Annotated in this window: 12 protein-coding genes and 1 pseudogene; 9 read left to right on the top strand and 4 right to left on the bottom strand. The window is 63.9% G+C overall.

The genetic code is table 11. The annotated features are described in order from the left end of the window. Positions 1–214: 214 nt before the first annotated feature. Positions 215–931: a hypothetical protein gene (locus ACQPXS_RS30700; RefSeq protein WP_433452498.1), complete on the bottom strand. Its 717-nt coding sequence runs from the start codon at positions 929–931 to the stop codon at positions 215–217. 313 nt (positions 932–1,244) lie between these two features. Here ACQPXS_RS30700 and ACQPXS_RS30705 point away from each other — a divergent pair, with 313 nt between their 5' ends. Next, positions 1,245–1,451, top strand: a complete 207-nt coding sequence (locus tag ACQPXS_RS30705; RefSeq protein ID WP_433452499.1) for a hypothetical protein — start codon at positions 1,245–1,247, stop codon at positions 1,449–1,451. A gap of 496 nt (positions 1,452–1,947) precedes the next feature. Further along, on the top strand, positions 1,948–2,394 hold the full coding sequence (locus ACQPXS_RS30710) for an RICIN domain-containing protein (protein WP_433452500.1): 447 nt from the start codon (positions 1,948–1,950) through the stop codon (positions 2,392–2,394). Positions 2,395–2,655: 261 nt separating this feature from the next. Here ACQPXS_RS30710 and ACQPXS_RS30715 read toward each other — a convergent pair. Next, positions 2,656–3,244: pseudogene (locus tag ACQPXS_RS30715) on the bottom strand (transposase family protein); the annotation flags it as partial. A gap of 670 nt (positions 3,245–3,914) precedes the next feature. Between ACQPXS_RS30715 and ACQPXS_RS30720 the strand changes: the two are divergent. The 3 genes from ACQPXS_RS30720 (at position 3,915) to ACQPXS_RS30730 (ending at position 13,842) form a co-directional block, all read left to right on the top strand. Then, on the top strand, positions 3,915–7,553 hold the full coding sequence (locus tag ACQPXS_RS30720) for a helicase-related protein (RefSeq protein WP_433452502.1): 3,639 nt from the start codon (positions 3,915–3,917) through the stop codon (positions 7,551–7,553). Next, on the top strand, positions 7,550–10,360 hold the full coding sequence (locus ACQPXS_RS30725; RefSeq protein ID WP_433452503.1) for a DUF1156 domain-containing protein: 2,811 nt from the start codon (positions 7,550–7,552) through the stop codon (positions 10,358–10,360). Before ACQPXS_RS30720 ends, ACQPXS_RS30725 begins: the two co-directional genes overlap by 4 nt. A gap of 107 nt (positions 10,361–10,467) precedes the next feature. Further along, the gene (locus ACQPXS_RS30730; protein ID WP_433452504.1) at positions 10,468–13,842 is read left to right on the top strand and encodes a DUF499 domain-containing protein; all 3,375 of its coding nucleotides are present in this window, start codon (positions 10,468–10,470) and stop codon (positions 13,840–13,842) included. A 355-nt stretch (positions 13,843–14,197) separates the two neighbouring features. Here ACQPXS_RS30730 and ACQPXS_RS30735 read toward each other — a convergent pair whose 3' ends face one another. Further along, positions 14,198–14,689 carry a hypothetical protein gene (locus ACQPXS_RS30735; RefSeq protein WP_433452505.1) on the bottom strand — a complete coding sequence of 164 codons (492 nt, stop codon included), beginning with the start codon at positions 14,687–14,689 and terminating at the stop codon, positions 14,198–14,200. An 841-nt stretch (positions 14,690–15,530) separates the two neighbouring features. Here ACQPXS_RS30735 and ACQPXS_RS30740 point away from each other — a divergent pair. Next, positions 15,531–16,400, top strand: coding sequence for an IS5 family transposase (locus ACQPXS_RS30740; RefSeq protein WP_433452507.1), 870 nt, complete (start codon positions 15,531–15,533; stop codon positions 16,398–16,400). 903 nt (positions 16,401–17,303) lie between these two features. After that, positions 17,304–17,891: a hypothetical protein gene (locus ACQPXS_RS30745; protein ID WP_433452509.1), complete on the top strand. Its 588-nt coding sequence runs from the start codon at positions 17,304–17,306 to the stop codon at positions 17,889–17,891. 96 nt (positions 17,892–17,987) lie between these two features. Here the strand turns inward: ACQPXS_RS30745 and ACQPXS_RS30750 are convergent, their stop codons facing one another. After that, positions 17,988–18,887: a DUF4365 domain-containing protein gene (locus ACQPXS_RS30750; protein ID WP_433452510.1), complete on the bottom strand. Its 900-nt coding sequence runs from the start codon at positions 18,885–18,887 to the stop codon at positions 17,988–17,990. Positions 18,888–19,599: 712 nt separating this feature from the next. Between ACQPXS_RS30750 and ACQPXS_RS30755 the strand changes: the two genes are divergently transcribed. Both ACQPXS_RS30755 and ACQPXS_RS30760 read left to right on the top strand, forming a co-directional pair. Then, entirely contained in the window at positions 19,600–20,370 is a 771-nt protein-coding gene (locus ACQPXS_RS30755; protein ID WP_433452511.1) for a hypothetical protein, read from the top strand. Between the two features lie 1,270 nt (positions 20,371–21,640). Beyond that, on the top strand, positions 21,641–23,851 hold the full coding sequence (locus ACQPXS_RS30760; protein ID WP_433452513.1) for an ATP-dependent nuclease: 2,211 nt from the start codon (positions 21,641–21,643) through the stop codon (positions 23,849–23,851). The last annotated feature ends 85 nt before the right edge of the window (positions 23,852–23,936 follow it).

The following is a 23,936-nucleotide window of genomic DNA, read 5'->3' on the forward strand; positions in this document are numbered from 1 at the left end:
TCTGGCACGTGTGGCGGGGTGGCACGGTCCGACGTCATCAGGTTTTCACTGGCGGGTTGCCAGCTTCTGACGTGATGGGTCGGTTCGGTTCGATGAGGACCTCTGTAGCCAAAGGGACGGGAATGAATCCTGAATTGTGCGCCTGACCGGAGGACGCCGGCCCAATTCCGGTGAGCCGGCGTTCTCCAGCATGCGCATCAGGCGGTCGCTGGCTTTAGCCTCGGCCGAATCCGCCGCCCGGGCCGAATCCGCCGCCCTCAATCCCGTGGCCCCAGATGACGCGGAAGCTGGCGATGACTCCGTTCTTGATCTTCACGCCGTCCTCCCTGTCCTCGTGGCGTTCGCCCTTCTCGTGGTGCTCGCCCTTCTCGTGGTGCTCGCCCTTCTCGTGGCGTTCGCCCCTCTCGTGGTGCTCGCCCCTCTCGTGGCGTTCGCCCCTCTCGTGGTGCTCGCCCCTCTCGTGGTGCTCGCGCTCCTCGCAGTTCTCGTGCTCGTGCTCGTCGTCGTCCTTGAACCTCGGGCAGACGCCGTCGGCGGAGCTGTGGGGGCCGACGATGGCGATGGGGGCGCCGTTGTTGCAGACGGCCCCGCGGAAGACCTCGACCACGTTGCGGCTGTCGTTGCGGATGTTGAGGGTCTTGGCACCCAGGCCGCTGACGACGGTGATGCAGCCGTCGGGGTGGCCAGAATATGAGCGCTCATTGATGAAGACCCTGCCCTCGAAGTGGGGGCGGAACCCCCTTCCTCCTCTTCCTTCGTTGCCCTTGCCTTCGGTGTTGGGGGTGCTGGGACCGCCGAGTGGCGCCGCCATGGCAGCCGCCGGGGCGGACTGGGCAACTGGCGCTGAGACGGCCGAGGCGTAGGTGATACCAGTCGCGGTCAGTGCCGCGGCGGCCGCGACGGCCGTGGTGATCTTGCGGGAATGGGTCATGAACATGTCGCTTGCTCTCTCTGAGGCTGAAGACAGGAGTGCCCGCTGTGGCAGCCGGTGCGTGATTGAACGTACTAACGCCACCTATTGCTGTCATATCGAGCAAATCGGAATCTCTGCTTCGTGGGGCTGATCGGGTATGCGGAGCCCCTCTTTGCCATTCAGAGGTAGAGCTGCTGGGCCATCAAACACCTTGTAATCAGAGGAAGTTGAATCGCAGTTAGCCTTTGCAGGTGATCTTCTGGCGCCTAGTCACCCGCGGTGGTGGTGGGTCGCCGGGAAGTGTCGGCGAGTCGCTGCTTGACATGTGCGCGTGGAGTATGCGTGGGACGACTACCAGGGCGGTCGACTGGGCAGCGTCATCGCTGCACTGCCCGCCCTGCTTCAGACGGCTCAGGAGCTGGAGGAGCGAGCGGCGCGCCGCGGCGATGACCGTGGCGACTGCTGGGCAGTGTCGGCCCGCACGCACCACCTGGCGGCTACGACACTCGCCAAGATCGGTGAGTCGGACATCGCGTAGCTCGCTGCCCAGCGCGCGATGCGAGCCGCTGACGAGTCGGACGACCCGCTCGTGCTGGCGTCCGCCGCACGTTCGGGTACGCGCGCCCTGCTGACCAACGGGCGCTATGACGATGCCCTCGAACTCGGCAACACGGCCGCAGCCTGGCTGTCGTCTCAGGTGACCGATCACAATCCGGCGGCACTCAGCCTGCTGGGAATGATCCACCTGCGTGCAGCCGTCGCGGCGGCGCGCCATCAGGACCGGCCCACCGCAACGGCACTGCTGAACCGTGCCGAGGAGCTCGCGGACGATCTCGGCTCGGATGAGAACTACTGGCAGACCGGCTTCGGGCTGACGAACGTGCTGCTCCACCGACTGTCCGTCGTCGTTCGCCGCCCACTGGCTCCGACGGAAACGGCGGCCGGGTTCGGCCGTTGGCGCACCTTCCGTCTGGTATCCCTGTTTACTGCTCAGTGGCGCTTTGCCACACCGGAATCGGCCGAGGGGGACCGAGATGATGAAGCGAATTGCCGCCGTGACTGCGGCCGTTGCACTGAGCTGGGGGCTGAGCACGACGTCCGCGAGCGCGACGTCGCAGTACGTTCACTTCCAGAACCTGGCCACGGGCCACTGTCTGGACTACGCGGCCGACAAGGGGGTCTACGCCACGGGGTGCAACGGGGGCGGCTACCAGACCTGGCTGATCAACAGCCAGACTTTCCAGCTCACCGAGCTGCGGCAAAACGCGGGTGACAGGCTCTGTCTCGTCGCCCGCAACGGTGCGGCAACGATGCGGCAGTGCTTGTCCGACGACAAGGCAGCCCTTTGGGTAATGGCCCCTACCCGCTCGGGCTTCGAGCTGATCAACAACGTGACCGACACCTGCCTCGGCGAAGGGCCGACGGGCCGCGTCCAGCTCGTCACGTGCACCGGCGGCAACTCCCAGCTGTGGAACATCTGACCCTTCGATGACTCGTGGGTGTTGAAGACGGCTCCTCCCGCAACCGCCGAGCAGTTGCGGGACGAACCTTTAGCTGATGTTGCACAGTGCGAGCGATGCCCTTCCGGAGATGGTCAGCACCCGGAGACTTCCTTGGGGAACAGGGCCAGACTCCCGGTGCCGGGTGGAATCCCGGTGGACACTGCGGGGAGCGGCCTGACCGGCAGCAAGCCATTATTTCCTCGATCTGCTGAAGGTTCTTGCGGTCCCAGTGAACGTCTTTCATCTTGAATAGTCGCAGGTCAAAAGCACGTGAACACCCTGAACGGCGGTGCCGATGCGGCGGTGGAGCATCGGGCTCGTCGCAGCAGCCGCCAGGACTTCAGCTGCGAAGGCGCACTCGCCGGGGGCCCGTAGTCGGGCGTGGTCGCGGTCGAACTGCTGATAGTGCTCAGGTTGTTCGCGGTGGTTCCTGTAGGGGGTGCGGACGGTGGCGCCGGCGCCGCCCCGGTAGGCGTGGTCGGCGAAGACGAGGATCTGCCGTGTGAGGCAGGCTTGGATGATGCCGTGAGCGCGACCGCGGTGAGGTCGTGGGTGCGTCCTGGTGTCGCACGCGAGAACCATAGGGGTTTGCCGTCCGGGGCAGCGATCACCTGGACGTTCATGCTGTGGTGCCTGTGCTTTTGGGAGTAGTACGGCTCGACCGCCCTGACACGGTCGGTCCGGATGAGCGTCCCGTCAACGATGACGAAATCCCCTTCGCTCAGCCCGACAAGGGCCTCATGCAGGCCGGGTGCCCAGGCAGCCAGGACTTCGAGGCTCTCGTCACGTAGCGCCACGGTGTCGCCTTCGAGATCCCGAACCCGGCCCCAGATGAGCCTAGGAACGCGTGAGGCGAGCGGAAACCGATTTGAGAGCGATCACGCGGAGCGAGGGATGCCAGTGCCACCACGGTGCCAGGAGTGTGTTGGAGGTGTGTCGCGAGCTGAGAGGCAACGAGAAAGAGCCGGAGACAGTGAGACTGTCTCCGGCTCTTTCATGTCGGCATCCGCCCTGGTCAGCGCCTGACTTCTGCTGATCCTCGGCGAGTGCCCCCGGCAGGATTCGAACCTGCGCACACGGCTCCGGAGGGCGTCTGGGAATCCGGCGTCATTGCTGGTCAAGGACCTGTGTCACGTAAAAAGGCTCGGCCGAGTCCACAGGTGGTCCATGACCGTCGACGAGTTTTAGTCCGCTGGTGTACGGCCTCCGGCCCGCTGGGCTCCCCTGGATGCAGATGCGGGGGTAGCCCGAGGTTGACGTGGGCAACGACTCGGAGACGTCTGACCCATTTTTGCCCGCGAGGCAAGATCACAGTTGCAGCACAAGTATCGAATGCGTGTGTAGTGTGAAGATAGCGTGTATCTCCGTCGGGTTCCTCTGCGCGGCGGTGGTGGGGGTCAAGGCATCTTTGCTGCGCGCAGCGTTCCCTTGCCGGTCGGACGGGTACTCAGATGACGCAAAGTGCCAAGTGATCTCAGTGGAGTTGCAGCGATCGGGGAGTGACCTCGAGGCGCAAAGGGCCTACGCTGATTATGGGATTACCTGACGAAATGTCAGAGGCTCTGCAAGTGAGTGCTGTGGCTTGGGGAGGGCAACAGATGGGGGGCGTGCGTTTGCAGTTGGGGGACCTGGCTCCAGGCATGGTGGTCGGTGGCGTGGTTCCGGGGGCGGACGTCACGGTAGTGGCGGTAGAGATGTTCGGGGGGACCGCTGTCCGGCTCACCTACCGTCGTGCGGACGGCTCGGTGGATGAGCGGATCCTCTATGGGGAGTGGGAGAGCGAACTCACCATCGGCGAGCCCGGGGCGCGCGATCGAGGGTTCGACGCTGACGCTGAGTTGTTCCGCTTGGCTGCCGAGGCCCTGCGCATACGTATGGCTGCCCGCGGTGATGCGATGCTCGCGGTGTCCACGAGCCTGCTGGACCCGCTTCCCCATCAGATCCAAGCGGTTTACAACGAGTTGCTACCGCGTACGCCGCTGCGGTTCCTGCTGGCCGACGACCCCGGCGCAGGAAAAACGATCATGGCGGGCCTGTACGTTAAGGAACTCGCCCTACGCGGAGACCTGGAGCGCTGCCTGATCGTTGCGCCCGGCGGCCTGGTCGAGCAGTGGCAAGACGAGTTGCAAGAGAAGTTCGGCCTGGACTTCACGCTGCTGTCGAAGCAGCTGGTAGAGGCCACCGTGGATGCCAATGTCTTTGACAAGCACCCCAGGTTGATCGCCCGTATGGACGCCCTTGCCCGCTCCGAGGACCTGCAGAGCCGCCTGGCCGAGTCCAGCTGGGACCTGGTGGTCGTGGATGAGGCTCACCGCATGAGCGCTCACTACTTCGGTGCCGAGCTGAAAACCACCAAGCGCTACGAGCTCGGACGCCTTCTGGGCCGGGTGACCCGGCACCTGCTACTGATGACCGCGACCCCGCATGCGGGCAAGGAGGAAGACTTCCAGCTGTTCATGGCCCTGCTGGACGGAGACCGCTTCGCCGGCAAGTACCGGGATGGCGTGCACCAGCACGACGCTTCTGGCCTGATGCGCCGCATGGTCAAGGAGGAACTGCTCACCTTCGACGGCAAAAAGCTCTTCCCCGAGCGCCGCGCTTACACCGTCCCCTACGAACTGTCGTCGGCCGAGCAGGAGCTGTACGAGCAGGTCACCCGCTACGTGCGGGAGGAGATGAACCGCGCCGAGCGGCTCGATGGCCGCCGTGGCAACCAGGTCGGCTTCGCCCTTACCGTGCTCCAGCGCCGCCTGGCTTCCAGCCCAGAGGCCATCGCCAAATCCCTGGAACGCCGCCGCCGGCGGCTGGAAGCCAAGCGCGCCGAGCTGCTCGCCGCCCGGCACACCGCCGTACCGGACGCGAGTGGCGCCCTCGTCCCGCCCTACCAGGACACCGCGCTAAGCACCCTGAGCGGGGGCGAAGACGGCCAGAACTGGGACGCCGAGCTCGAGGACCTGACCGGCGCGGAACTGGAGGAGGCAGAGGAACAGGTCGTCGACTCCGCCTCGGCCGCGCTCACCGTCGCCGAGTTGGAGCAGGAGATCAGGCAGCTGCGGGAGCTGGAACACGCCGCAGCCAGCGTGCTGGCCCTGGGCGAGGACCGCAAGTGGCGGGAGCTGTCCGGGCTGCTCCAGGACAACCCCCACCTGCGCGATGCTGACGGCCGCCCGCGCAAGCTCATCGTGTTCACCGAACACCGCGACACCCTGGACTACCTGGCCCGCAGGGTCCGCGCCCTGATCGGCCGCGTCGACGCAGTTGTGGCCATCCACGGCGGCACCCCCCGCGAGCAGCGGCGTGCGATCCGGGACCGGTTCAACCAGGACCCGGACGTGCGGGTGCTCCTGGCCACCGACGCGGCCGGTGAGGGGTTGAACCTGCAGCGGGCCCACCTCATGGTCAACTACGACCTGCCGTGGAACCCCAACCGCATCGAGCAGCGCTTCGGCCGCATCCATCGCATCGGCCAGGCGGAGGTCTGCCATCTGTGGAACCTGGTCGCCGACAACACCCGGGAGGGTCAGGTCTTCCACCGTCTGCTGGACAAGATCGAGCAGCAGAACAAGGCCTACGACGGCAAGGTCTACAACGTCCTCGGCGAGATCTTCGACGGACAGCCGCTGCGCGAGCTGCTCGTGCGCGCCATCCGCTACGGCGACCGGCCCGAGGTCAAGGCCCAGCTCGATGAGGTCATCGACGCCCGGGTCGGGCAGCGCGCCGTCGACCTGATCCAGGGCCTGGCGCTCGACGCCCAGGTCATGGGCCTGGAGGACGTCGACGCCATCCGTCTACGGATGGAGGAAGCCCAGGCCCGCCGCCTGCACCCGCACTACGTGCAGGCGTTTTTCCGGGACGCCTTTGAACGCGCCGGGGGGCGGCTGATGCCTCGGGAGGCCGACCGCTTCGAGATCACCCACGTGCCAGCGGCCCTGCGCGACCCTGCCCGGTTCACGGGCCTCGGCGGCGCCGTGCAACGCAAGTACGAACGAGTCTGCTTCGACCGCGACCGCATCAGCGCCCCCGGCAAGCCCCGCGCAGACCTGATCGCCCCCGGCCACCCGCTCTTCGACGTCGTCCTCGACCAGGTCATCGCCCAGCACGCCGACCTGCTCAGCCGCGGCGCAATCCTCGTCGACGCCGCCGACGCGGGCGAGCACCCCCGGCTGCTGGTGGCCCTCTCGCAGGAGATCACCGACGGCCACGGCCGCACCGCCGACCGGGCCTTCGCCTTCACCGAACTTCTGCCCGACGGCACCGCCAGGAACGCCGGCCCCGCCCCATACCTGGACTACCGCCCCCCGACACCGGCCGAGGCCCAGGCCGCCCAGGCCCTACTTGACCAGGCCTGGCTGCACGACGGCGGCGAAGCCCCCGCCCTGGACTGGGCCATCCGCGAAGCACTGCCCGAACACCTGCGACGGGCACGCGACCGCCTCCTGCCAGCTGTCACCCGTACCCGGGCCCAGGTCGAACAGCGCCTCAAACACGAGATCAACTACTGGCACGCGCAAGCCGGAAAACTCGAACAGGACCTCGCCGCCGGCAAACGCGTACGCCACAAGCCGGACAAGGCCAGAAACTGGGCCGAAGAGCTGGAACACCGGCGCACCAAGCGCCTGGAGGAGCTGGACAAGGACGCCGCCCTCCACCCCCGACCCCCCGTCGTGGCTGGCTACGCCCTGGTGGTACCGGTGAGCTGGCTCGCCAAGGCCCTGGGCGCGACAGGACCGGCGCCGATGCGGGCGAGCGACGGCTACGAGACCGACCGGCGGGCCATCGCCGCAGTGCTCCGAGCCGAGAAAGAACTCGGACGCATCCCCGAGGAGATGGCACACAACAACCCCGGCTACGACATTCGCTCACTCACGCCGGACGGTCACCTCATCCACATCGAGGTCAAGGGACGCCGGGCCGGTGCCCAGGACTTCTATGTGAGCCGCAACGAGGTGCTGGTGGCCAAGAACCGCGGCGACCAGCACCGGCTCGCGCTCGTGGCCGTCCACCCCGGCGGGCCCGAGCACGATGACCTGCGCTACCTGATCGACGCCTTCGCCGACACAGAGTTCGGCGATCTGAGAACCGAAGGCATCGTCCTGCACTGGCACGATGCCTGGAACAAAGGAGGAGCTCCGCTATGAGCGCCGTGAACGAGAACAACGCGACACCGCGCCGGCGGAAGCTCATCGAGGTTGCTCTGCCCCTAGAGGTGATCAACCGAGAGGCTGCCCGGGAGAAGTCCATTCGGCACGGGCACCCCTCCACGCTGCACCTGTGGTGGGCCCGACGACCCCTTGCTGCTGCGCGCGCGGTGCTCTTCGCACAGCTCGTGGACGACCCATCCTCCCACCCGGACAAGTTCCCCACCGAGGAAGACCAGCAGCGCGAGCGGGCACGGCTGTTCAACCTCATCGAGCGCATGGTGCCATGGGAGGCCACCCACGACGAGCGCATCATGCGTGAAGTGCGCGAAGAGATACAGAAATCCTGCGGCGGTAACCCACCACCCGTGCTCGACCCCTTCGCAGGCGGTGGAACGATCCCCCTGGAGGCCCAGCGGCTCGGGCTCGAGTCACACGCGAGCGACCTCAACCCCGTGCCGGTCCTCATTAACAAGGCGATGATCGAGGTACCGCCGAAGTGGGTTGGCCAGCCGCCGGTCTCGGCCGCGCGGCAAGAGAAGCTGGACGGTACGTGGTCCGGCGCGCGTGGACTTGCTGCAGACGTCGCGTACTACGCCCGACTCATGCGTGAGATGGCCGAGCAAGAGGTCGGACACCTCTATCCCAAGGTGCGGATGCCCGACGGCACGACGTTGCCCGCGGTGGCGTGGTTTTGGGCCCGTACAGTGCAGTGCCCGAACCCTGCCTGCGGCAGTCCTGCTCCGCTGATCAACAGTTTCCTGCTGTGCAACAAGGCCAAGAAGAAGGTTCGGCTCGTCGTTGAGGAGACCCGTCCCGGGATGGCACCTCGGTTCGGAGTCGAAGATGGTGACGGCGACTCCGAGGCTCCCACTGTGGAGCGCACCAGTGGGCGCTGTCTGACCTGCGGCGAGTCGTTCCCCCTGAGCTACGTCCGCGCGCAGGGCAAGCTCGGTCGGATCACGGATACTCCGCTGGCTGTCGCCACGGCTGGTAAACGTCAGCGGCACTACGTGCCGTTCGACGAGCAGCAGGTGCAGGCCGCATCTGGGCTAGAGCGGCCGGACGTGCTCGACACCGATCTACCTGGCAAGGTTGCGGGATTCCGTGTGCAGGCGTATGGCATCCTCAAGCACCACCAGCTCTTCCTCGACCGCCAGCTGGTCACCCTTGAATGCTTGAGCCGCAAGGCCCAGTTGGCCTGGCAGCAGGCGGAGAAGGATGCACTCGACCAAGGCATGAGCGCCGAGCGGGCCTCGGATTACGCGCGCAGCGTCGGGGTGTATCTGGCCCTGGCGGTCAGCCGCGCTGCAAACCGCTCGTCGCAGTTGTCCTTCTGGAACGCTGGAGGGGAGAAGGTTGAGCAGGTCTTCGCCCGTCAGGCGCTCAGCTTCATCTGGACCACCGCCGAGGCGAACCCGTTCAGTGAATCCTCAGGCAACTTCCTCGGACAGGTCGAATACCTCGTCAACGCGCTGAAGGAGCTCCCTGCCCATCCTGAGGGCCGCGTTGTGCAGTCCGATGCGCGTACTGCAACGGTCCCCGCCGGAGGTGTCGTCAGCACCGATCCGCCCTATTACGACAACGTCATCTACGCGGATCTCTCCGACTTCTTTTACGTCTGGCTACGTCAGACGCTCAGACCGCTTGGATTCGACGAACTGGGCACCGTCCTCACTCCGAAGGCAGCCGAGCTGGTCGCGGAGGTTACCCGCCACGCCTCCAAGTTGGAAGCCAGTCGGTACTTCGAGAAGGGCTTCATCGAGGTCTTTAACAACATTCGAGACCAGGCCTCCGATGATTATCCGATCACTGTCTACTACGCCTTCAAACAGCAGGAGACAAGTAGCAGCGAGGGCACCGCCTCCACCGGCTGGGAGACGATGCTGGAGGGGCTGATCCAGGCTGGATACGAGGTGACGGCTACCTGGCCGATGCGCACCGAGCGGCCAGTTGGACTGCGCGTGAACGGGCGGAACTCCCTAGCGTCCTCCATCGTGCTGGCCTGTCGCCCACGTCCGCAGAGTGCAGGGTCTACGACCCTGCGGGGCTTCGTTAATGCCCTCCGGGACGAACTGCCCCAGGCCGTCCGAGATCTGCAGTCCGGGAACGTTGCACCAGTCGACCTGGCCCAGTCGGCAATTGGCCCCGGCATGGCTGTCTACTCCCAATACTCCAAGATCACGGAGCCGGATGGTTCCCCTATGCGCGTGCGCACTGCCCTCGCGCTGATCAATGACGTACTCGCTGAGGTGCAGTCTGAGCAGGAAGGGGATGTGGACAACGACACCCGCTGGTGCCTGGACTGGTTCAAGCAGTACCACTGGGACCAGGGCCCCTATGGCGACGCCGAAACGCTCAGCAAGCGTTACATCACCTCGATCAGCGGTCTGGAAGACGCCGGGGTGCTCAAGGCCCGCGGAGGAAAGGTCGGGCTGCACAAACCGGCCGATCTATCCCCCACCTATGACCCAGCGGAAGATCATCGCATCTCGGTCTGGGCCGTGACTCTGCACCTTTCACGCCTCCTTGAGAGCAAGGGTGGCGTAGAGGCTGCCGGGACGCTCTTGGCACGGGCACGGGCCCGGATCGACGAAGACGCCGTCCGTGAACTCGCCTACCTTCTCTACCGCGTCTGCGACGCCAACAACTGGTCAGAGAGCGGTGGGCGATTCAACAACCTTGTCAGCTCCTGGCCGGATCTGCAGATGGCAGCGCGCGCAGCGGAGAAGCGGGGTGGCGGCGTGGCTTCCCAGTCGGAGCTGTTTTCCGGCAGCAATGACGAGGATGAGGACCAGTTGTTCTGACGGTCGCCGAAAGGCGATGCAGGGGGGAGGGGCACGTGCAGAACGACGACACCACGCACGGTGGGGTACCGGGCGCGGCGGACAGGATAGGCAGGACGGCGAACACGATGGCATTGAGCAACCGCGACCGGATCGGCCGGATGATCGAGCTGCTGCCCGACGGGCTGCTCCCGCTCGTCGAGCGGGAGATGACCCGGAGGCAGGGCGAGACCTGGTTCGATGACGCTGTTGCGACGGCTCGGGAGGGCGGCTTCAGTCTGACCTCCAAGCAGGATCCGCAGTTCCTGCTGCAGACCATGCTGCGGAACTGGGCTTCCTACTTCCGCCACGCCCTGCCGCCGGCCGCCCGCAACTACGTCGGCGAGTTGAACGACACCCGCAACAAGTGGGCGCACAACGAGCCCTTCAACTCCGACGACACCGGCCGCGCCCTGGACACCGCAGAGCGGTTGCTGACCGCGGTCGGCGCCGGTAAGGACCTCATCGAGCAGGTGCGCCGCTCCCGGCTGGAGCATCAGCGGGCTGTGATCGAGGCGGAGACCAAGCGCGCCACCCGCGAGGCCGCCGCCGCCCCGGCCGTGGCGGCGGAGGGTCTCAAGCCCTGGCGTGCGGTCCTCACCCCGCATCAGGATGTAGCCCGGGGGGATTTCAACGCCTCGGAGTTCGCCGCCAACCTCGCTCAGGTCGCTCAGGGGGAGGGCGCCCCCGAGTACACCGACCCGGTGGAGTTCTTCCAGCGCACCTATCTGACCGAGGGCTTGCGGGAGCTGCTCGGCAAGTCGCTGCGTCGTATATCCGGCGATGACAATGCCCCGCCGACGTTCAACCTGCAGACCAACTTCGGTGGCGGCAAGACCCACTCGATGCTGGCCCTGTACCACCTGTTCGCCCCAGGGCTTCAGCCGCAGCAGCTGCCGCAGGAGATGCACGAGCTGATCGCCGAGGCTCCCTCGGGTCTGCCGAAGCAGCCGGTGCGCCGGGTGGTCCTGGTCGGCACGCATTTCAGCCCGGGGCAGCCGGAGGTCAAGGCTGACGGCACCCGAGTCAACACCCTGTGGGGCGAGCTGGCCTGGCAGCTCGGCGGCCGTACCGGGTACGACATCGTGGCCGAGGCCGACCGTACCGGCACCAGCCCGGGCGCGGCCCTGCAGGATGTGATCGCCGCGTACGCCCCGTGCCTGATCCTCGTCGACGAGTGGGTCGCCTACGCCCGGCAGCTCGTGGACGCCGAGCACCTGTCCGGGGGATCGTTCGAGACCCACTTCACCTTCGCTCAGACCCTCACCGAGGCCGTGCAGGCCGTTTCGGGGGCTCAGCTGATCGTCTCCATTCCTGCTTCCGATGACGGCACCATCGATGCGGATGAGAACGAGATCGGCGGTCCGGCCGGACGACACGCGCTGGAGCGACTGCAGCGCATCTTGCATCGCATAGCCGAGCCGTGGCGGCCGGCGAAAGCCGACGAGTCCTTCGAGATCGTGCGCCGCCGCCTGTTCGAGTCGCCGAGTGGCAGCGCCCAGGCCGACATCAACAAGGTGGCGCGGCTGTTCACCCAGTTCTACGCCGGGCACAAGGCGGACTTCCCCTCCGGTGTGGACAGCACCGAGTACGAGAACCGCATCAAATCCACCTACCCGATCCACCCCGAGCTGTTTGCCCGGCTGTACGAGGACTGGTCCACCCTCGAGCGCTTCCAGCGCACCCGCGGCGTGCTGCGGCTCATGAGCGCGGTCATCCACGCACTGTGGCGGGACGACAACCAGAGCGCGATGATCATGCCGGGTGACATCCCTCTCAACGACCAGCGCGTGGTCGGAGAGCTGACCCATTACCTCGAGGACCGGTGGAAGCCCATCCTCGACGCCGACGTGGACGGCGTGAACTCCACCCCGGTCCAGATCGACCAGGAGAAGACCTTCCTGGGAGCGCGTGCCATGACCCGGCGCATCGCCCGCACGCTGTTCATGGGCTCGGCTGCCACTCTGAAGGCCGCAACCAAGGGCCTGGACGAGCCGCACGTGCGCCTGGGGATGGCCATGCCCGGCGACAGCATGGGCAACTTCCGCACCGCCCTGAACACCTTGGCCGACCGGTCCACCTACCTGTACTCGGAGGGGGAGCGCTACTGGTACGACACCCAGGCAAGCGTTACCCGGATAGCCAAGGACGAGGCGGACCGGCTGGTTGAGCGCCCCGAGGACGTCTGGGCCGAACTCGTCCGCCGCCTGGGGTCCAATCAGCGCCGCACCGGCGACTTCTCCGGGGTGCACGTGGCCCCGCAGCACACCGGCGACATCCCCGACACAGACGAGGTGCGCCTCGTCCTGCTGCACCCGCAGCACCACCACACGAAGAACAAGGACGACAGTCCGGCGATGCTCTTCGCCGCCGAGGCCCTCGGCTCCCGCGGGCCGTCGCAGCGCTCGCACCGGAACATGCTGGTCTTCCTCGCCCCGGACAAGAAGCGGCTGGATGAACTGATGGAGGCCGCGCGCGAGTACCTCGGCTGGCGCAAGGTTCTCGACCGAGCCGACGAACTCGACCTCAACCCCAGCCAGCGCCGCCAGGCCGAGAGCCGCATCAAGGCAGCGGACGAGAAGGTCCACCTGCGTGTCGCCGAGACCTACCACTGGGCGATCGTGCCCGAGCAGCGTGAGGACCCGGCGCGTCCCGTGCAGTGGGAAGCCATCAAGGTCGAGACCGGCAAGCCGGATCTGGCTGTGCGCACCGCGGAGCGGCTCAAGCGTGAGGCCCTGCTGTGGCTGCAGCAGGCCCCGGCGCTGCTGCACCAGAAGCTGATAGGCCCGCTCGCTTCCCTGTGGGAACGCGATGGCCACATCAGCGTCGGCCAGCTGTGGGAGCTGCACACGCGCTATCCGTACATGAACCGCTTGCGGGACCGCTCGGTCCTCGACCAGGGTGTCGAGGACGTCCTGCACATGATCGGTTGGGAAAGGGAAGGCTTCGCCCTGGCCGCCGGCTACGATCAGGCCGCCTCACGGTACGAGGGGCTGGTGCTTCCCGGAGGCGACGCTCGCTTCGGGCAGATCACCGACTCCACACTCCTGGTCCGGCCGGACATTGCCATCCAACAACGGCAGGCGGACGAGGCCGCTGCTGCCGTACCAGCGCAGAGGACCAGCGAGGACGCAGACGCACCCAGAGACACCGCGGCGGCCGAGACTACCTCGGGACTCGGAGTGCACGTCCCGGCTCAGACCGGCGAGAAGCAGACCCGACAGCTCGTCATCCGTAACACCCGCTTCTACGCCCGAGCAGTGCTCACCCCGGAGCAGTACAGCAAGAACGCCAGCAAGTACGCCATCGAGATCCTCCCGCACCTCGACCTCGTCGGCTCCGAAGTGGAGATCACTGTAGAGATTCATGCCAAGCGGCCGGACGGCTTCCCCGACGATAAGGCACGCATCCTTACCGAAAATGCGAACACCCTTAAGCTCCAGGCGGAATTTGAATCCGAGTAAGGTGCTGCATCCGTCAGTGCCAGAAGAAGGCAGTGACGTCGTCGATAAGCAAGTTAGGCGGGGTCTCAATGGGCGTGGCAAGTGCTGGCCACTGCAATCAGTAGCCGATCTATTGATCACCGGCCTCGCTGACCAGCGAGGCTGAGGAAGCCCACGGCTCTGACCAGTACAGATGCCGTGGGCTTCTGTCGTTGTCGGTTGACGTCGTGCGCCCCAGTAAGGCCCAGAGACGGCCCGGGCGAGGGTGCCGCGGCGTGTCCCTCGATGCTTTCAGGAACGCCGAGCCGTACACCACTTCCCTGGGCGCAACCGTTGGTCGTCCTTGGCCACTGTCGAGCGACCTCGGATTCGCCCTCTACGCCTGCGTTCCGCAGCGTTCGCAGGGCCGATACCCGGCGGCTTCGGCCTCACCGACCGGCGCCCAGCTTGAGTCCTCCAAGTGCCGGCCTTTGCCGCTAATGAGCCCACATTCAGGGCCTGTGTGGTACGTCTCCCGGTGTCCCGGGAGACTGGGCCGCAACAGCACAGCGGGACGCCCGCAGGAGCGGGCAATGATCTGTTCCTGCCGCTCCAGCACCTGGCGACTCTGGGGGCGGGGATCATGGGCCAGGCGCAGCTTCAGCCGCGCCTGTTCGATAAGCCGGTTCCGTTCGCCCGAATCTGCCTCTGCTGCGGCCTTCTCCATCAGTGCGTAGGCGGCCTTCCGAAGGGTCTGGGCTGACTCCATCCGCGCCCGTTCGTACTCCTCCTGCTCGCGAGCCAGCTTGCGCAGGTCTTCCTCCCACATGTACTCGCCTGCGTCATCCGCGTCGGAGGCGTCGTTGAACGAGAGTGTCGGTACGGTCATTGGTCCCCCCAGAGCCGAAGTCTGAGTTGCCCGCCCCGCTCCGCTTCGGGGTGGGGCGATAACGGCGAGCCTAGAGCTTCGGCGCAACGGGTGGGCCAGTTCCGTCGAACCGGCCCACCGACGGGGCGAGACCGTGATCAGTACACGCTGCGTGACGGTTTTTGGAGCGTCGCGGTATCGCACTGATACCCACTGACCTGCGCCGATGCCAGAAGCCGCTTATGGGATGGGTCGATTGGCCACGGCGCGGCGACACCCGCTTTAGGAGTTTGATCTCCGAGTGTGCCGGGGCCAATGGAGCGACTGTGTGACGGCCGTCCTCAGACGTAGACAGCCGCCGTCGTTCACTAGCGTTGATGTCAAAGATGGATGTCAGCGGACGACTGCTGACTGGTGCTGTTGGTCGAGTCGGTTGGGTATAGCAGGCCGATCACGTCGAATGAGGCTTGCAGCATGGGGACCGCCAATCCGAGCGTGTAGGCGCTGTGCGCAGATTCACCATGTGCGACCTGGTTGCGGATGGTTCGTCCAGCGTGAAGGCGATCACCCACGTCGGCAGAGAGAACACCCTCCTCCACGGCCAGTTTGATCAGTTGATCGAAGGTCTTCTTAGAGGTCGTTTTCTCCCTTGAGGTGCACTTTCTCCTGCATCTTTCGAGGGTGCGGCATCGCGACGGTGGGTCTGGTGGAGTGGGTGCGGCGGAAGTGATCCACGGGGTGACGGCTGTGGCGGAGTGCGGCTTGCGCCTGTCTCATCCCAAGGTGCCCGTCACGTATTCGTGCTCCCGCGGCTCGCGCTGCACGCCTGGGCGCATGCCCTCATCGGCGGTACGTCCAGGTCATGGACGAACGTCGTGCGTATCCGAGTGATCTCTCCGATGCGCGCTGGGAGTTGATCGAGCCGGTGTTGGGTGCCTGGCGGACCGAGCGACACCGGTATGCGCTGAACATCGGACGCCCGCCCGAGCATGACCTGCGCGAGATCATGAACGCGATCCTGTACGTGGACCGCACCGGGGTGCAGTGGCGCTACCTGCCGCACGACTTCCCGCCCTGGGAAACCGTGTACGGCTACTTCGCCAAGTGGCAGAAGGACGGTATCTTCGCCCAGCTCACCGGCGTGCTGCGCAGGCTGTTACGGCAGAAGGAGGGCAAGGAAGCGGAGCCGTCCGCGTGCGTGATCGACGCACAGAGCGTGAAGACCTCCACCAGCGTCCCGGCCACCGACCAGGGCACGGATGCGGCGAAGAAGATCGTCGGCCGCAAGCGGAGCATCGTGACCGACACCCTGGGACTGCTCCTCGCGGTGCTGGTCACGGCGGCGAGCGTGCAGGACTCAGTCGCCGGCACCCACCTGGTCGACCAGGTTGCCGCGGCCCACCCCACCATCCGCAAGGTGTGGGTAGACGGCGGCTACCGCCAGCACCTCGTCGAGCACGCCGCCGCCCTCGGCATCGACATGGAAATCGTCCAACGCACCCCCGGGACCAGGGGATTTACTCCGCTGCCCAAGCGCTGGACCGTGGAGCGCACGTACGGATGGCTGATGTTCCACCGCCGCCTGGCCCGTGACTACGAGACCCTGCCCGCCCGCTCCGAAGCCATGATCCACCTCGCCATGACCGATCTGATGGCTCGCCGCCTCACCGGCGAGGCCACCATCTCCTGGCGCGACCCGACACCACGGGATCAAACACTCATTCCGGGATGAAACATCGGGAGAAAACGACCTCTTAGGAGCGGACAGCCGATCGCGTAGCGCTGTCTCGACGGCAAACAGAGACCAGCAGACGGACACCACCATGAACTCCCAGCGATAGAAACTCATTCGCATGAGCTCTCGGGCAGTGGTCAAGACTGACGCTGCGGCTTCGGGTGCGCCGGGTGGAACCTCCATACCCTCAACTACACGGTGCATGTCCGAGTACTCGATCATGCGAACACTGCCGTCCTCGTTGATACCGCCTACGGTGATACGCATGCGCGGGTCCGGGACCGGCCAAGGAAGACGCTGCTCCATCTCGATCACCGCAGCAGCATGGCGCAGAGGTGTGTGAGCCGGCTACTTGATTCGGAGTCCTGTTCAACTACCCATCAGCGTTGTCCCATCACCGCGTTAGGAGAGAGGCTGGGTGATCTGCGGGCTCAGCTGCGACTTTGTCGGTTGAGGAAGCAAGCGGCTACTCGACCGCGAGCCACCGGTGTTAACCGTGGCTGACCCCTGCATCTGGCACGGTTGTGGCACGAACCTCAGCCGACGACAGTCAGCCACGACGGCGGGTGCGCCGACCGATCACGCCCGCGTGTGCCTCGTTGTACCCCCACCGGCCCCCACCACGTTGCCAGTGCCGTCGGCCAGAGCCAGCCACGACGGCCGGCACGTCCCTTACGGTGCTGAGCCCTCAGCTTGGGCGCTGCAAGCATCTTTTGGCGGAACGAGCGTTGACCTGGGCGAACGGTGTCGCATGGGCCTGGTTGGGTGGAGCGGCTTTCACCGTAATTCCTCGCAGCTCTCTGCTCAGTCTGGTGCGGTCGTGGTGCGCGCTGCCGACCTTGACTACGCTCCTCGCTACGATCTGCGGTCACGCGGACACGTTGGCGTTGGGGGCGCGGCATGTTGGTGGAAGTCTTGATCGGGGCGGCGGCCGGCTTTCTCGGGGGGCTGACGACAGCCTGGCGCATCGTAGCCAAGGGTGCTGCTCACGCCTGGCTGGACGACCTCCGTGACCAGGTCAAGGTACGCAAGGCGGATCGCCGTAAGAAGCAGGCGATCCGGCACGCAAAGTTGGAGTGGGAACTGAGCGCGGAGTCGGAAGCCGCCCAAGCGAAGCAGAAGCGGGCGGCTGCGGCAGCCGAAGCCGAACGGAGGAGGGTTCGCCGCGCCCACTCAGAACTCAAAAAGGCTCTTCCGCTCGCAAACGAAGCGGTTCGAACCCACACGACAGAAACTTTCGTGGGTGCACTGGAGTACACGGCGCGATCCTGGCCTGACGTAGAAGCCGAAGCAGCCACCGAGCGCGACAAGCTCACTAAGCATCGTGCTGTCATGGAGCAGTTGAGGAGCCAAGTGGAGAAGCTCGCTAGTCTAGGAGTCGATCTCAAGTGCCCCATCAAAGACTGGAGCGAGGCGCTCTCAACGGATCTCCGGACTCTGGCTGATGAGATCGACAAGGCTGCTAAGACTTACGCCCTCAAGGCGTGACACCAACTACTGGTTGATCGGGATCACATTCACGATCTACCAGTGACCGGCTGGCGCCATCGTTAGGAATCGGTGAGCCCGGGAAAGGTCAGGTAGTTATGCAGTCAACTGTCTCGACCCTTCTGAGGCGAACTGGTCGACCAGCAGGAAGGCCCGACCCAGCTCATTTAGCGTAAGCTCTAGCCGGTAGAAATCGACCTCGCCGGATGAGTTCATGTATGGGTGCAAAACGCCCCAGTCATCACGGCTGAAGGGATAGTCATCATAATCAGCGTTATCGTAAGTTTCATCATGCAGGCCAACGTAGGCCCAAGCGAACATCTTAGGAATTACTTCGACGTAGCTAGACAGCCCTAGAAAAACGTTCCAGCTTACAAGTTGTTCAGGATCGTTACCGTCTTCGTTGTCTACCCCCAGGGTAATCGTGCCGCGACCCGAGGACTTGTTGACCCACTCCTCAATGTCGATCACTAGTCGCGTGCCCTCGGCCAGCATTCTCATCCACGGTCGTGCAAGCTGTAGTTCGCGAATGCGGAGCGTGTAGGGATCGCCCTCGGCGGCCTGGCTGAGTGCAGTCCTTGCGGTGCTGTCGAGCACTTGGGCCTCAGGAACCAGCAACTTCCAGCCCCCCCGACGACCTTTTTCAAGAGTCTCGCGGTTGACTATCTGCCAGTAGCAGAGCTCCCTCTCTGGGTGGTAAAGAACCACCACGACGGGCAATGAGTGATTTATCCAATACTGGATGTGTTCGACATCTGGCCGGAACCACCAACCGCCTGGTCCTCGTTCTCTGAACCAGCTAGAGCCACTCTTGATCTGCATTGCAAGCAGTCGGCCTTTGACCAGATCCGCGTCAACGACTTCGGCGTGCGCGTCAATGCCGTAGTCCTCTGTTGGCTGCTCGCGGAACAGCCAACCCAGCCCGGCCTCGACTGCGAGCTGCGTTCGCGTCACACCGATGCTGGCTACTTTGGCGGACGGCTTGCGATGCATCATGTGTCCATCCTGGCTCGCGAGTCCAGCCGGAGCTACTGCCGAAGAGGGCCAGCTGGGCGCGCGCCCTGTTGAGGTACGCCCGTTCACGCCGGCAGGCAACGGCGCGGCGATGTAGCCATGTTAGATGCCTGACACGCAGTCGAGAGCCGACGGGCGCAGCTCTCACGCTCAGCGAGCAACAGCCGCCGGATTTGCATGGGCCGACTGCACTCGGGACAAGCCGAGCCACCGTCCCTCTGTGGCGCCCTTAGCCGAATGACCTCTTCGTCCCGAAGCAACTTGGATGGGGGCGCTGCCTTGAGCTGATGTGGCTCTCACCTGCGCTGCTGGTCCCTAGACGCTCGCGCTCGTCCGCCGCTGTTCGTCGGCGTTGTCACGCAGTTAGACACTTATCCCTGCTGCACCTCTGCGCGTGAATCGCCAGTTCGGGGACGCTGAACGCTGTCCTACACTCATTCTTCCTGCGTCGGCCGGATCTGCAGCACCGGCCTGTCGTGGAGGGGGCTGGCCCGTTCGAGCCGGGCAGGTGGGCTGACATCTGCCGAGGGTTCCCAAGTGGGCCAGCGCCGACTGCGCTCCCGTGGTCGGAATCTCAGCGCTAGTCAGAGCCGAACGGTTCCGGGCTCGACCTGAGGAGCCTCTTGCGCTGTGGAACCAGGCCTGTGAGACGCCCCATTCCGCCTGACGGCCGCCGCCGCCATGATGTCTGTTCATGAAGGAACTTGTTCTCGCTTTGGTGGCTGCGGTGTTCGGACTAGCTGGCACAGTCGTTGGTGCCCGTGCCGCGAAGAAGGGCGCGTTGATCAGTGCGGAAGTCACCTTGCAGCAAGTTCGCGATCAAGCCGACGTCGATCAAGTCCACTGGCTTCGGCAACAGCGGCTTCAGGCGTACGAAGGTTTCCTAGCAGCCTGGGATGAGTGCCTTCGCATCATTGACTCCGTGGGTCTGCCGGGGCACTCCGAATCGCCGGGAATCAACCCGCTGAAGGAAGCTACTGGCCGCATGGCAGAGCGCGCGAGGCGGATCGACATCCTAGGACCAGCCGAGGTGGCTCAGGCAGCGAAAGAGCTCGCCGTCAGCATTCGGCGCGACGTGGACCTAGCCACCAAACTCATGGAACTCGCAGAGTCGCAGCGGCCGGCAGCTGAACGCATTACCAGCGGGACATTACCAGCGATGGCATCCGCTGTTGATGCCATGGAGGAGGCTGCAAGGCAGATGCAAGAGCTTACGGCGGAGGCAATCGAGGACGTCCGAGTGCCTCCTGGAGCGGACGCGATGTTCGAGGCCTTCGAACGGGCCGAGGAACTCGCTAACGCTGCAATCGCTCAGGCGCACGAGGACAATGATGAATTTGCTGTCTTCCTTGACCAAGCGACTGCGATCGTCGCTGAGCTCAAGAGCAACCAGGAAGCCCGCGAGGGTATTCGAGAGCGGTTCACGACCGCAGCGCGGCAGACGCTTGATTCCGCAACTTCATGAGAATGGCGCCGGATGCCTACTCATGACGCAATGAGCGACCAGGAGCTTAGAAGATGCGGGCAAGCCGCGATCGGCAGATCCGACGGCAGTCCGCCAGTTCCGCCTCGGGCTGCTGAGCGCCACTGCCGTCCGCCGTCGTTGCCGTCAGCGTTGCCGTCACATCAGGGACGCTCAGCACCCGCCTTCGCACTTGCGACAATGCCGCGATGCGACGCAGACCGTCAGCTCGAGGGAGGGAACAACGTGATCATTCGTGGGGTGCTCTGTCTGCTGCTGCTGCTCGCGGTCAGCGCCTGCACGGCGGTTGCGTGTGGTTACCGCGGCGCCGACGTATGGGTCTGGGACTGGGCAGACGCGGTGCGCACCCCATACGGAAAGACCTGGCGAAGTCTTACCACCATGCGGATCTGCTTCGGGATCGCGGGCGTCCTGCCTCCTGGCAGGAGCGTTGCGCATCCTGGTGAGCTGACCGCGGCTCGACTCAGAACCCCCTCGGATGCCAAAAGCCCGGGCCAAGATCGATCCGGGGCGTCTTCCCTGGTGCCCCGGCAGGATTCGAACCTGCGACACCCGCTTTAGGAGTTCGATCCTCCCTCCGCCTGGCCGGGGTCCGCCTTGTACACCATTGCCCGTGCGCGGATGCCGTATGCCGCCGCCGTCAGGAGTCGTTGATGTCAGCGTTGGATGTCACTGGAACAACTGGGGCATCTAGTAAGGCTCCAGCGGCTCCTCCGGCCGGTCGACCCAACGTCACCAGGCATGTCGACCGGCACACCTCCACAGTGTCCGGCAGGTCCGCCGGCCATCGTCCTCCCGCTTGGTGCCGGGCGGTTCACCCGGGGCAGATCAGGGGGCCGATGACTCATGGACGTTCGTGTTGCTCCTCACCGAAAGACAGCAGCAGGCTCTTTGCAGCGACTGCCTCGGCGGGCTCATGCCTGGACTCCAGCCGACGACAGTCAGCCACGATGGCGGGTGCGTCGACCGAGCAGGCGCGCGTGTGCCTCGCTGCAATCCCACCAGCCTCAGCCACGCTGCTGCCGTCCTTCAGAGCAAGTTGAGGGCGATGGCGACGCATTGAGTGACGACTTCTTCATGTCCAAGCCACAGCCTGGGCTGTCGTGCCGCTGACTTGCCCTCATGGTCCGCAAACCGCCGTGCTCGTCGCCCGCGCGCGTCAGCGTTATCGCGCCGTAGACACTCACCGTTCAGCGGATTCTCGCAACATCCAGACAACGTGCCGCAACTCAGCCTATGATGATTTTCTCCTATGCCAGAGAAAGGCGGCCATGCGATGAGGATTAATTCCCTGCACGCGACGGGTTTCCGTAGCATTCGAAACGCCACTCTAGAAGGTTGCGGGCAATTGAATGTGCTCATCGGGAAGAATAATTCCGGCAAGTCGAACATCCTGGAGGCCGTAAGGGTATTTTTTGATTTCTTTAAGAGTGAAGGCGCGGTCACGAGTGTCAGCCCGGAGGTTTCACGTACCACAGACTGGCACTTGAGGGAGACTGACGAACCAGTTCGGATCTCGGCGACTCTCAGCCTTGATGATGAAGAGATGGAGGACTTGAAGGAGTCAATTTCGTCAGAGGCGCCCCAAATGCGCAATGCCCTATTTGGTGCGCCACTCGGTAGTTTGATCAAGATTGAGCTGTGTTTCATTAAGGCCCCAATCAATACGGGCTACGTCTCTCTTATTGAATTCGAAGGGTCACCGCTGGGAGCCAGTAGCAAGATCTTTTCTATGGGAGGCGCCAGTGCGATTGACATCGCCAAGGCTGTATCGACGGAGAAGTCAACCTTGTCTGAAATTGATGCGATCGAGCGCCTCTCTAGGCTTATTGATGCCGATGACTGGCGGCGAACCCAAGAGAGGGGGAGTTCTATCAACCCAATGATTCGGCACACAATTGACCGAATCGGAAAGCATCAGGGAGCCTTGCTCCGAATTGTTAGAGGCGCTAATAGTTACAGCGATTTTCAGCGCAACTGCCGAGATCAAATGCAGCACCTGCTAGAGAAAGTGGAGCAGGTCACGTCGGCGCCAATCGAACACCCGCTTACCACATTTTCCGGAGATTCCCCCGTCGTCCCAGATTATGTCTCATCCTTGATTCGTAAGATCGCCGGTTTGCGAGTTCACAGCCTGTCAGAGAATCGAAGGCCAATCGGAGAAGAGGAAGCAAGTAGAATTCTCAAACTGAAGACGAGTAGAGGGCAGGGGGATGTTCTTCTAGGTATTCAGTCAGTGGTTTCCAGCTTGCTCGGCGTTCAGATCGATGCTTTCAGCTCTGACGAACCCGAGCTCCCTTCCAAGGCGGGCGTTGTGGCCGAACTTGATGTGGATGACTTCTTGGTCCAAGTGAACGGATCGGGAATCCGTGAGTCTCTTCGCCTGATTCTTGATAGAGAGTTTGAAAAGCCCCATGTGATGCTCGTGGAAGAGCCGGAGGTGCACCTTCACCCTGCGCTTGAGACTGCTCTTATGCAGTACATGACGAACGTGAGCAAAGATTGTCAGATCTTCCTTACGACTCACTCTACGAATTTCCTCGACGTCGGGTCCCTTAAGAACGTTTACATGGTTCGAAAGGATCCTGATACCGTTGCCCAACTTCTCGACGTCGGGGAGGCTGAAGAGGCGATTCCTCAGGAGCTGGGTATCCGCCTGAGCTCTCTCTTTATGTTTGATCGTCTGGTTTTCGTAGAGGGCCCCTCGGACGAACAGATAATCAGGACGTTTGCCGATACGCTCAATTGCAGCTTCGGGCAAGCTGCCCTCGGTTTTGTGACGACTGGTGGTGCTCGAAACTTCACGCATTACGCAATGTCTGCAACGCTGTCCTTCTTGAGAAGGCGGAACGTGCGAACGATATTTGTGCTCGATCGTGATGAACGCTCGAATGAGGACTTCGAGAAGATGCAAGGGAGAGTAGAGGGGGTGAGTGAGGTTAAATTCCTTGACCGTAGAGAAATGGAAAACTACCTTCTGTGCCCCAGTGCTCTTTCGCGTTTCATCGCTGAGAAGTCGAATGGTGCTAGTCAGCCGTCTGCCGAGGAGGTTCGTGACGTGCTCGACGAAGTGTCGGATGAGCTCTTGGCGACGGCTATTGAGCGTCGGGTTCTTAAGCAGGTCTGTAAGCCTTTCATTCCAGACAGAAATAAGGTGATCAAGCGAGGCGAGGAGGACTTTGCTGAGTCGGTCCGCAAGCAACTAGAAATCGTGCGCGATGAGCTGAATAAGGTAGAGGAGGGTTTGTCCTCTCTGTACGGAAGTGCTTCTGACGAAGTCTCCGCGGAATGGTCCAGTAAGAAAATGTCGATCGCGCCAGGGGATGAGATCCTGAACCTGCTCTTCAAGCGATTCGATCTGTCTTTCAATAAGCGCAGTGATGGGCTGAAGATCGCGGCTCTGATGACAGAGAGCGATATTCCGATTGAGATGAAGAGTCTCATCAGAGATCTGGTGCAGTAACTTCCGGCTTCCGACTTGCTCAGCAAAGGTCGACGGACTGGGCTTGGCCCGTGGCCTGCACAGTTTGGGGGATTGCGTGATCACG

Source organism: Streptomyces sp. CA-142005, assembly GCF_050942335.1.
Classification (GTDB): domain Bacteria; phylum Actinomycetota; class Actinomycetes; order Streptomycetales; family Streptomycetaceae; genus Streptomyces.

Excerpts from the sequence above, each read along its gene's own strand:
- ACQPXS_RS30700 (WP_433452498.1), bottom strand. The coding sequence starts at position 931 with ATGACCCATTCCCGCAAGATCACCACGGCCGTCGCGGCCGCCGCGGCA.
- ACQPXS_RS30710 (WP_433452500.1), top strand. The coding sequence starts at position 1,948 with ATGATGAAGCGAATTGCCGCCGTGACTGCGGCCGTTGCACTGAGCTGG.
- ACQPXS_RS30725 (WP_433452503.1), top strand. The coding sequence starts at position 7,550 with ATGAGCGCCGTGAACGAGAACAACGCGACACCGCGCCGGCGGAAGCTC.
- ACQPXS_RS30730 (WP_433452504.1), top strand. The coding sequence starts at position 10,468 with ATGGCATTGAGCAACCGCGACCGGATCGGCCGGATGATCGAGCTGCTG.
- ACQPXS_RS30735 (WP_433452505.1), bottom strand. The coding sequence starts at position 14,689 with ATGACCGTACCGACACTCTCGTTCAACGACGCCTCCGACGCGGATGAC.
- ACQPXS_RS30740 (WP_433452507.1), top strand. The coding sequence starts at position 15,531 with ATGGACGAACGTCGTGCGTATCCGAGTGATCTCTCCGATGCGCGCTGG.
- ACQPXS_RS30745 (WP_433452509.1), top strand. The coding sequence starts at position 17,304 with ATGTTGGTGGAAGTCTTGATCGGGGCGGCGGCCGGCTTTCTCGGGGGG.
- ACQPXS_RS30750 (WP_433452510.1), bottom strand. The coding sequence starts at position 18,887 with ATGATGCATCGCAAGCCGTCCGCCAAAGTAGCCAGCATCGGTGTGACG.
- ACQPXS_RS30755 (WP_433452511.1), top strand. The coding sequence starts at position 19,600 with ATGAAGGAACTTGTTCTCGCTTTGGTGGCTGCGGTGTTCGGACTAGCT.
- ACQPXS_RS30760 (WP_433452513.1), top strand. The coding sequence starts at position 21,641 with ATGCCAGAGAAAGGCGGCCATGCGATGAGGATTAATTCCCTGCACGCG.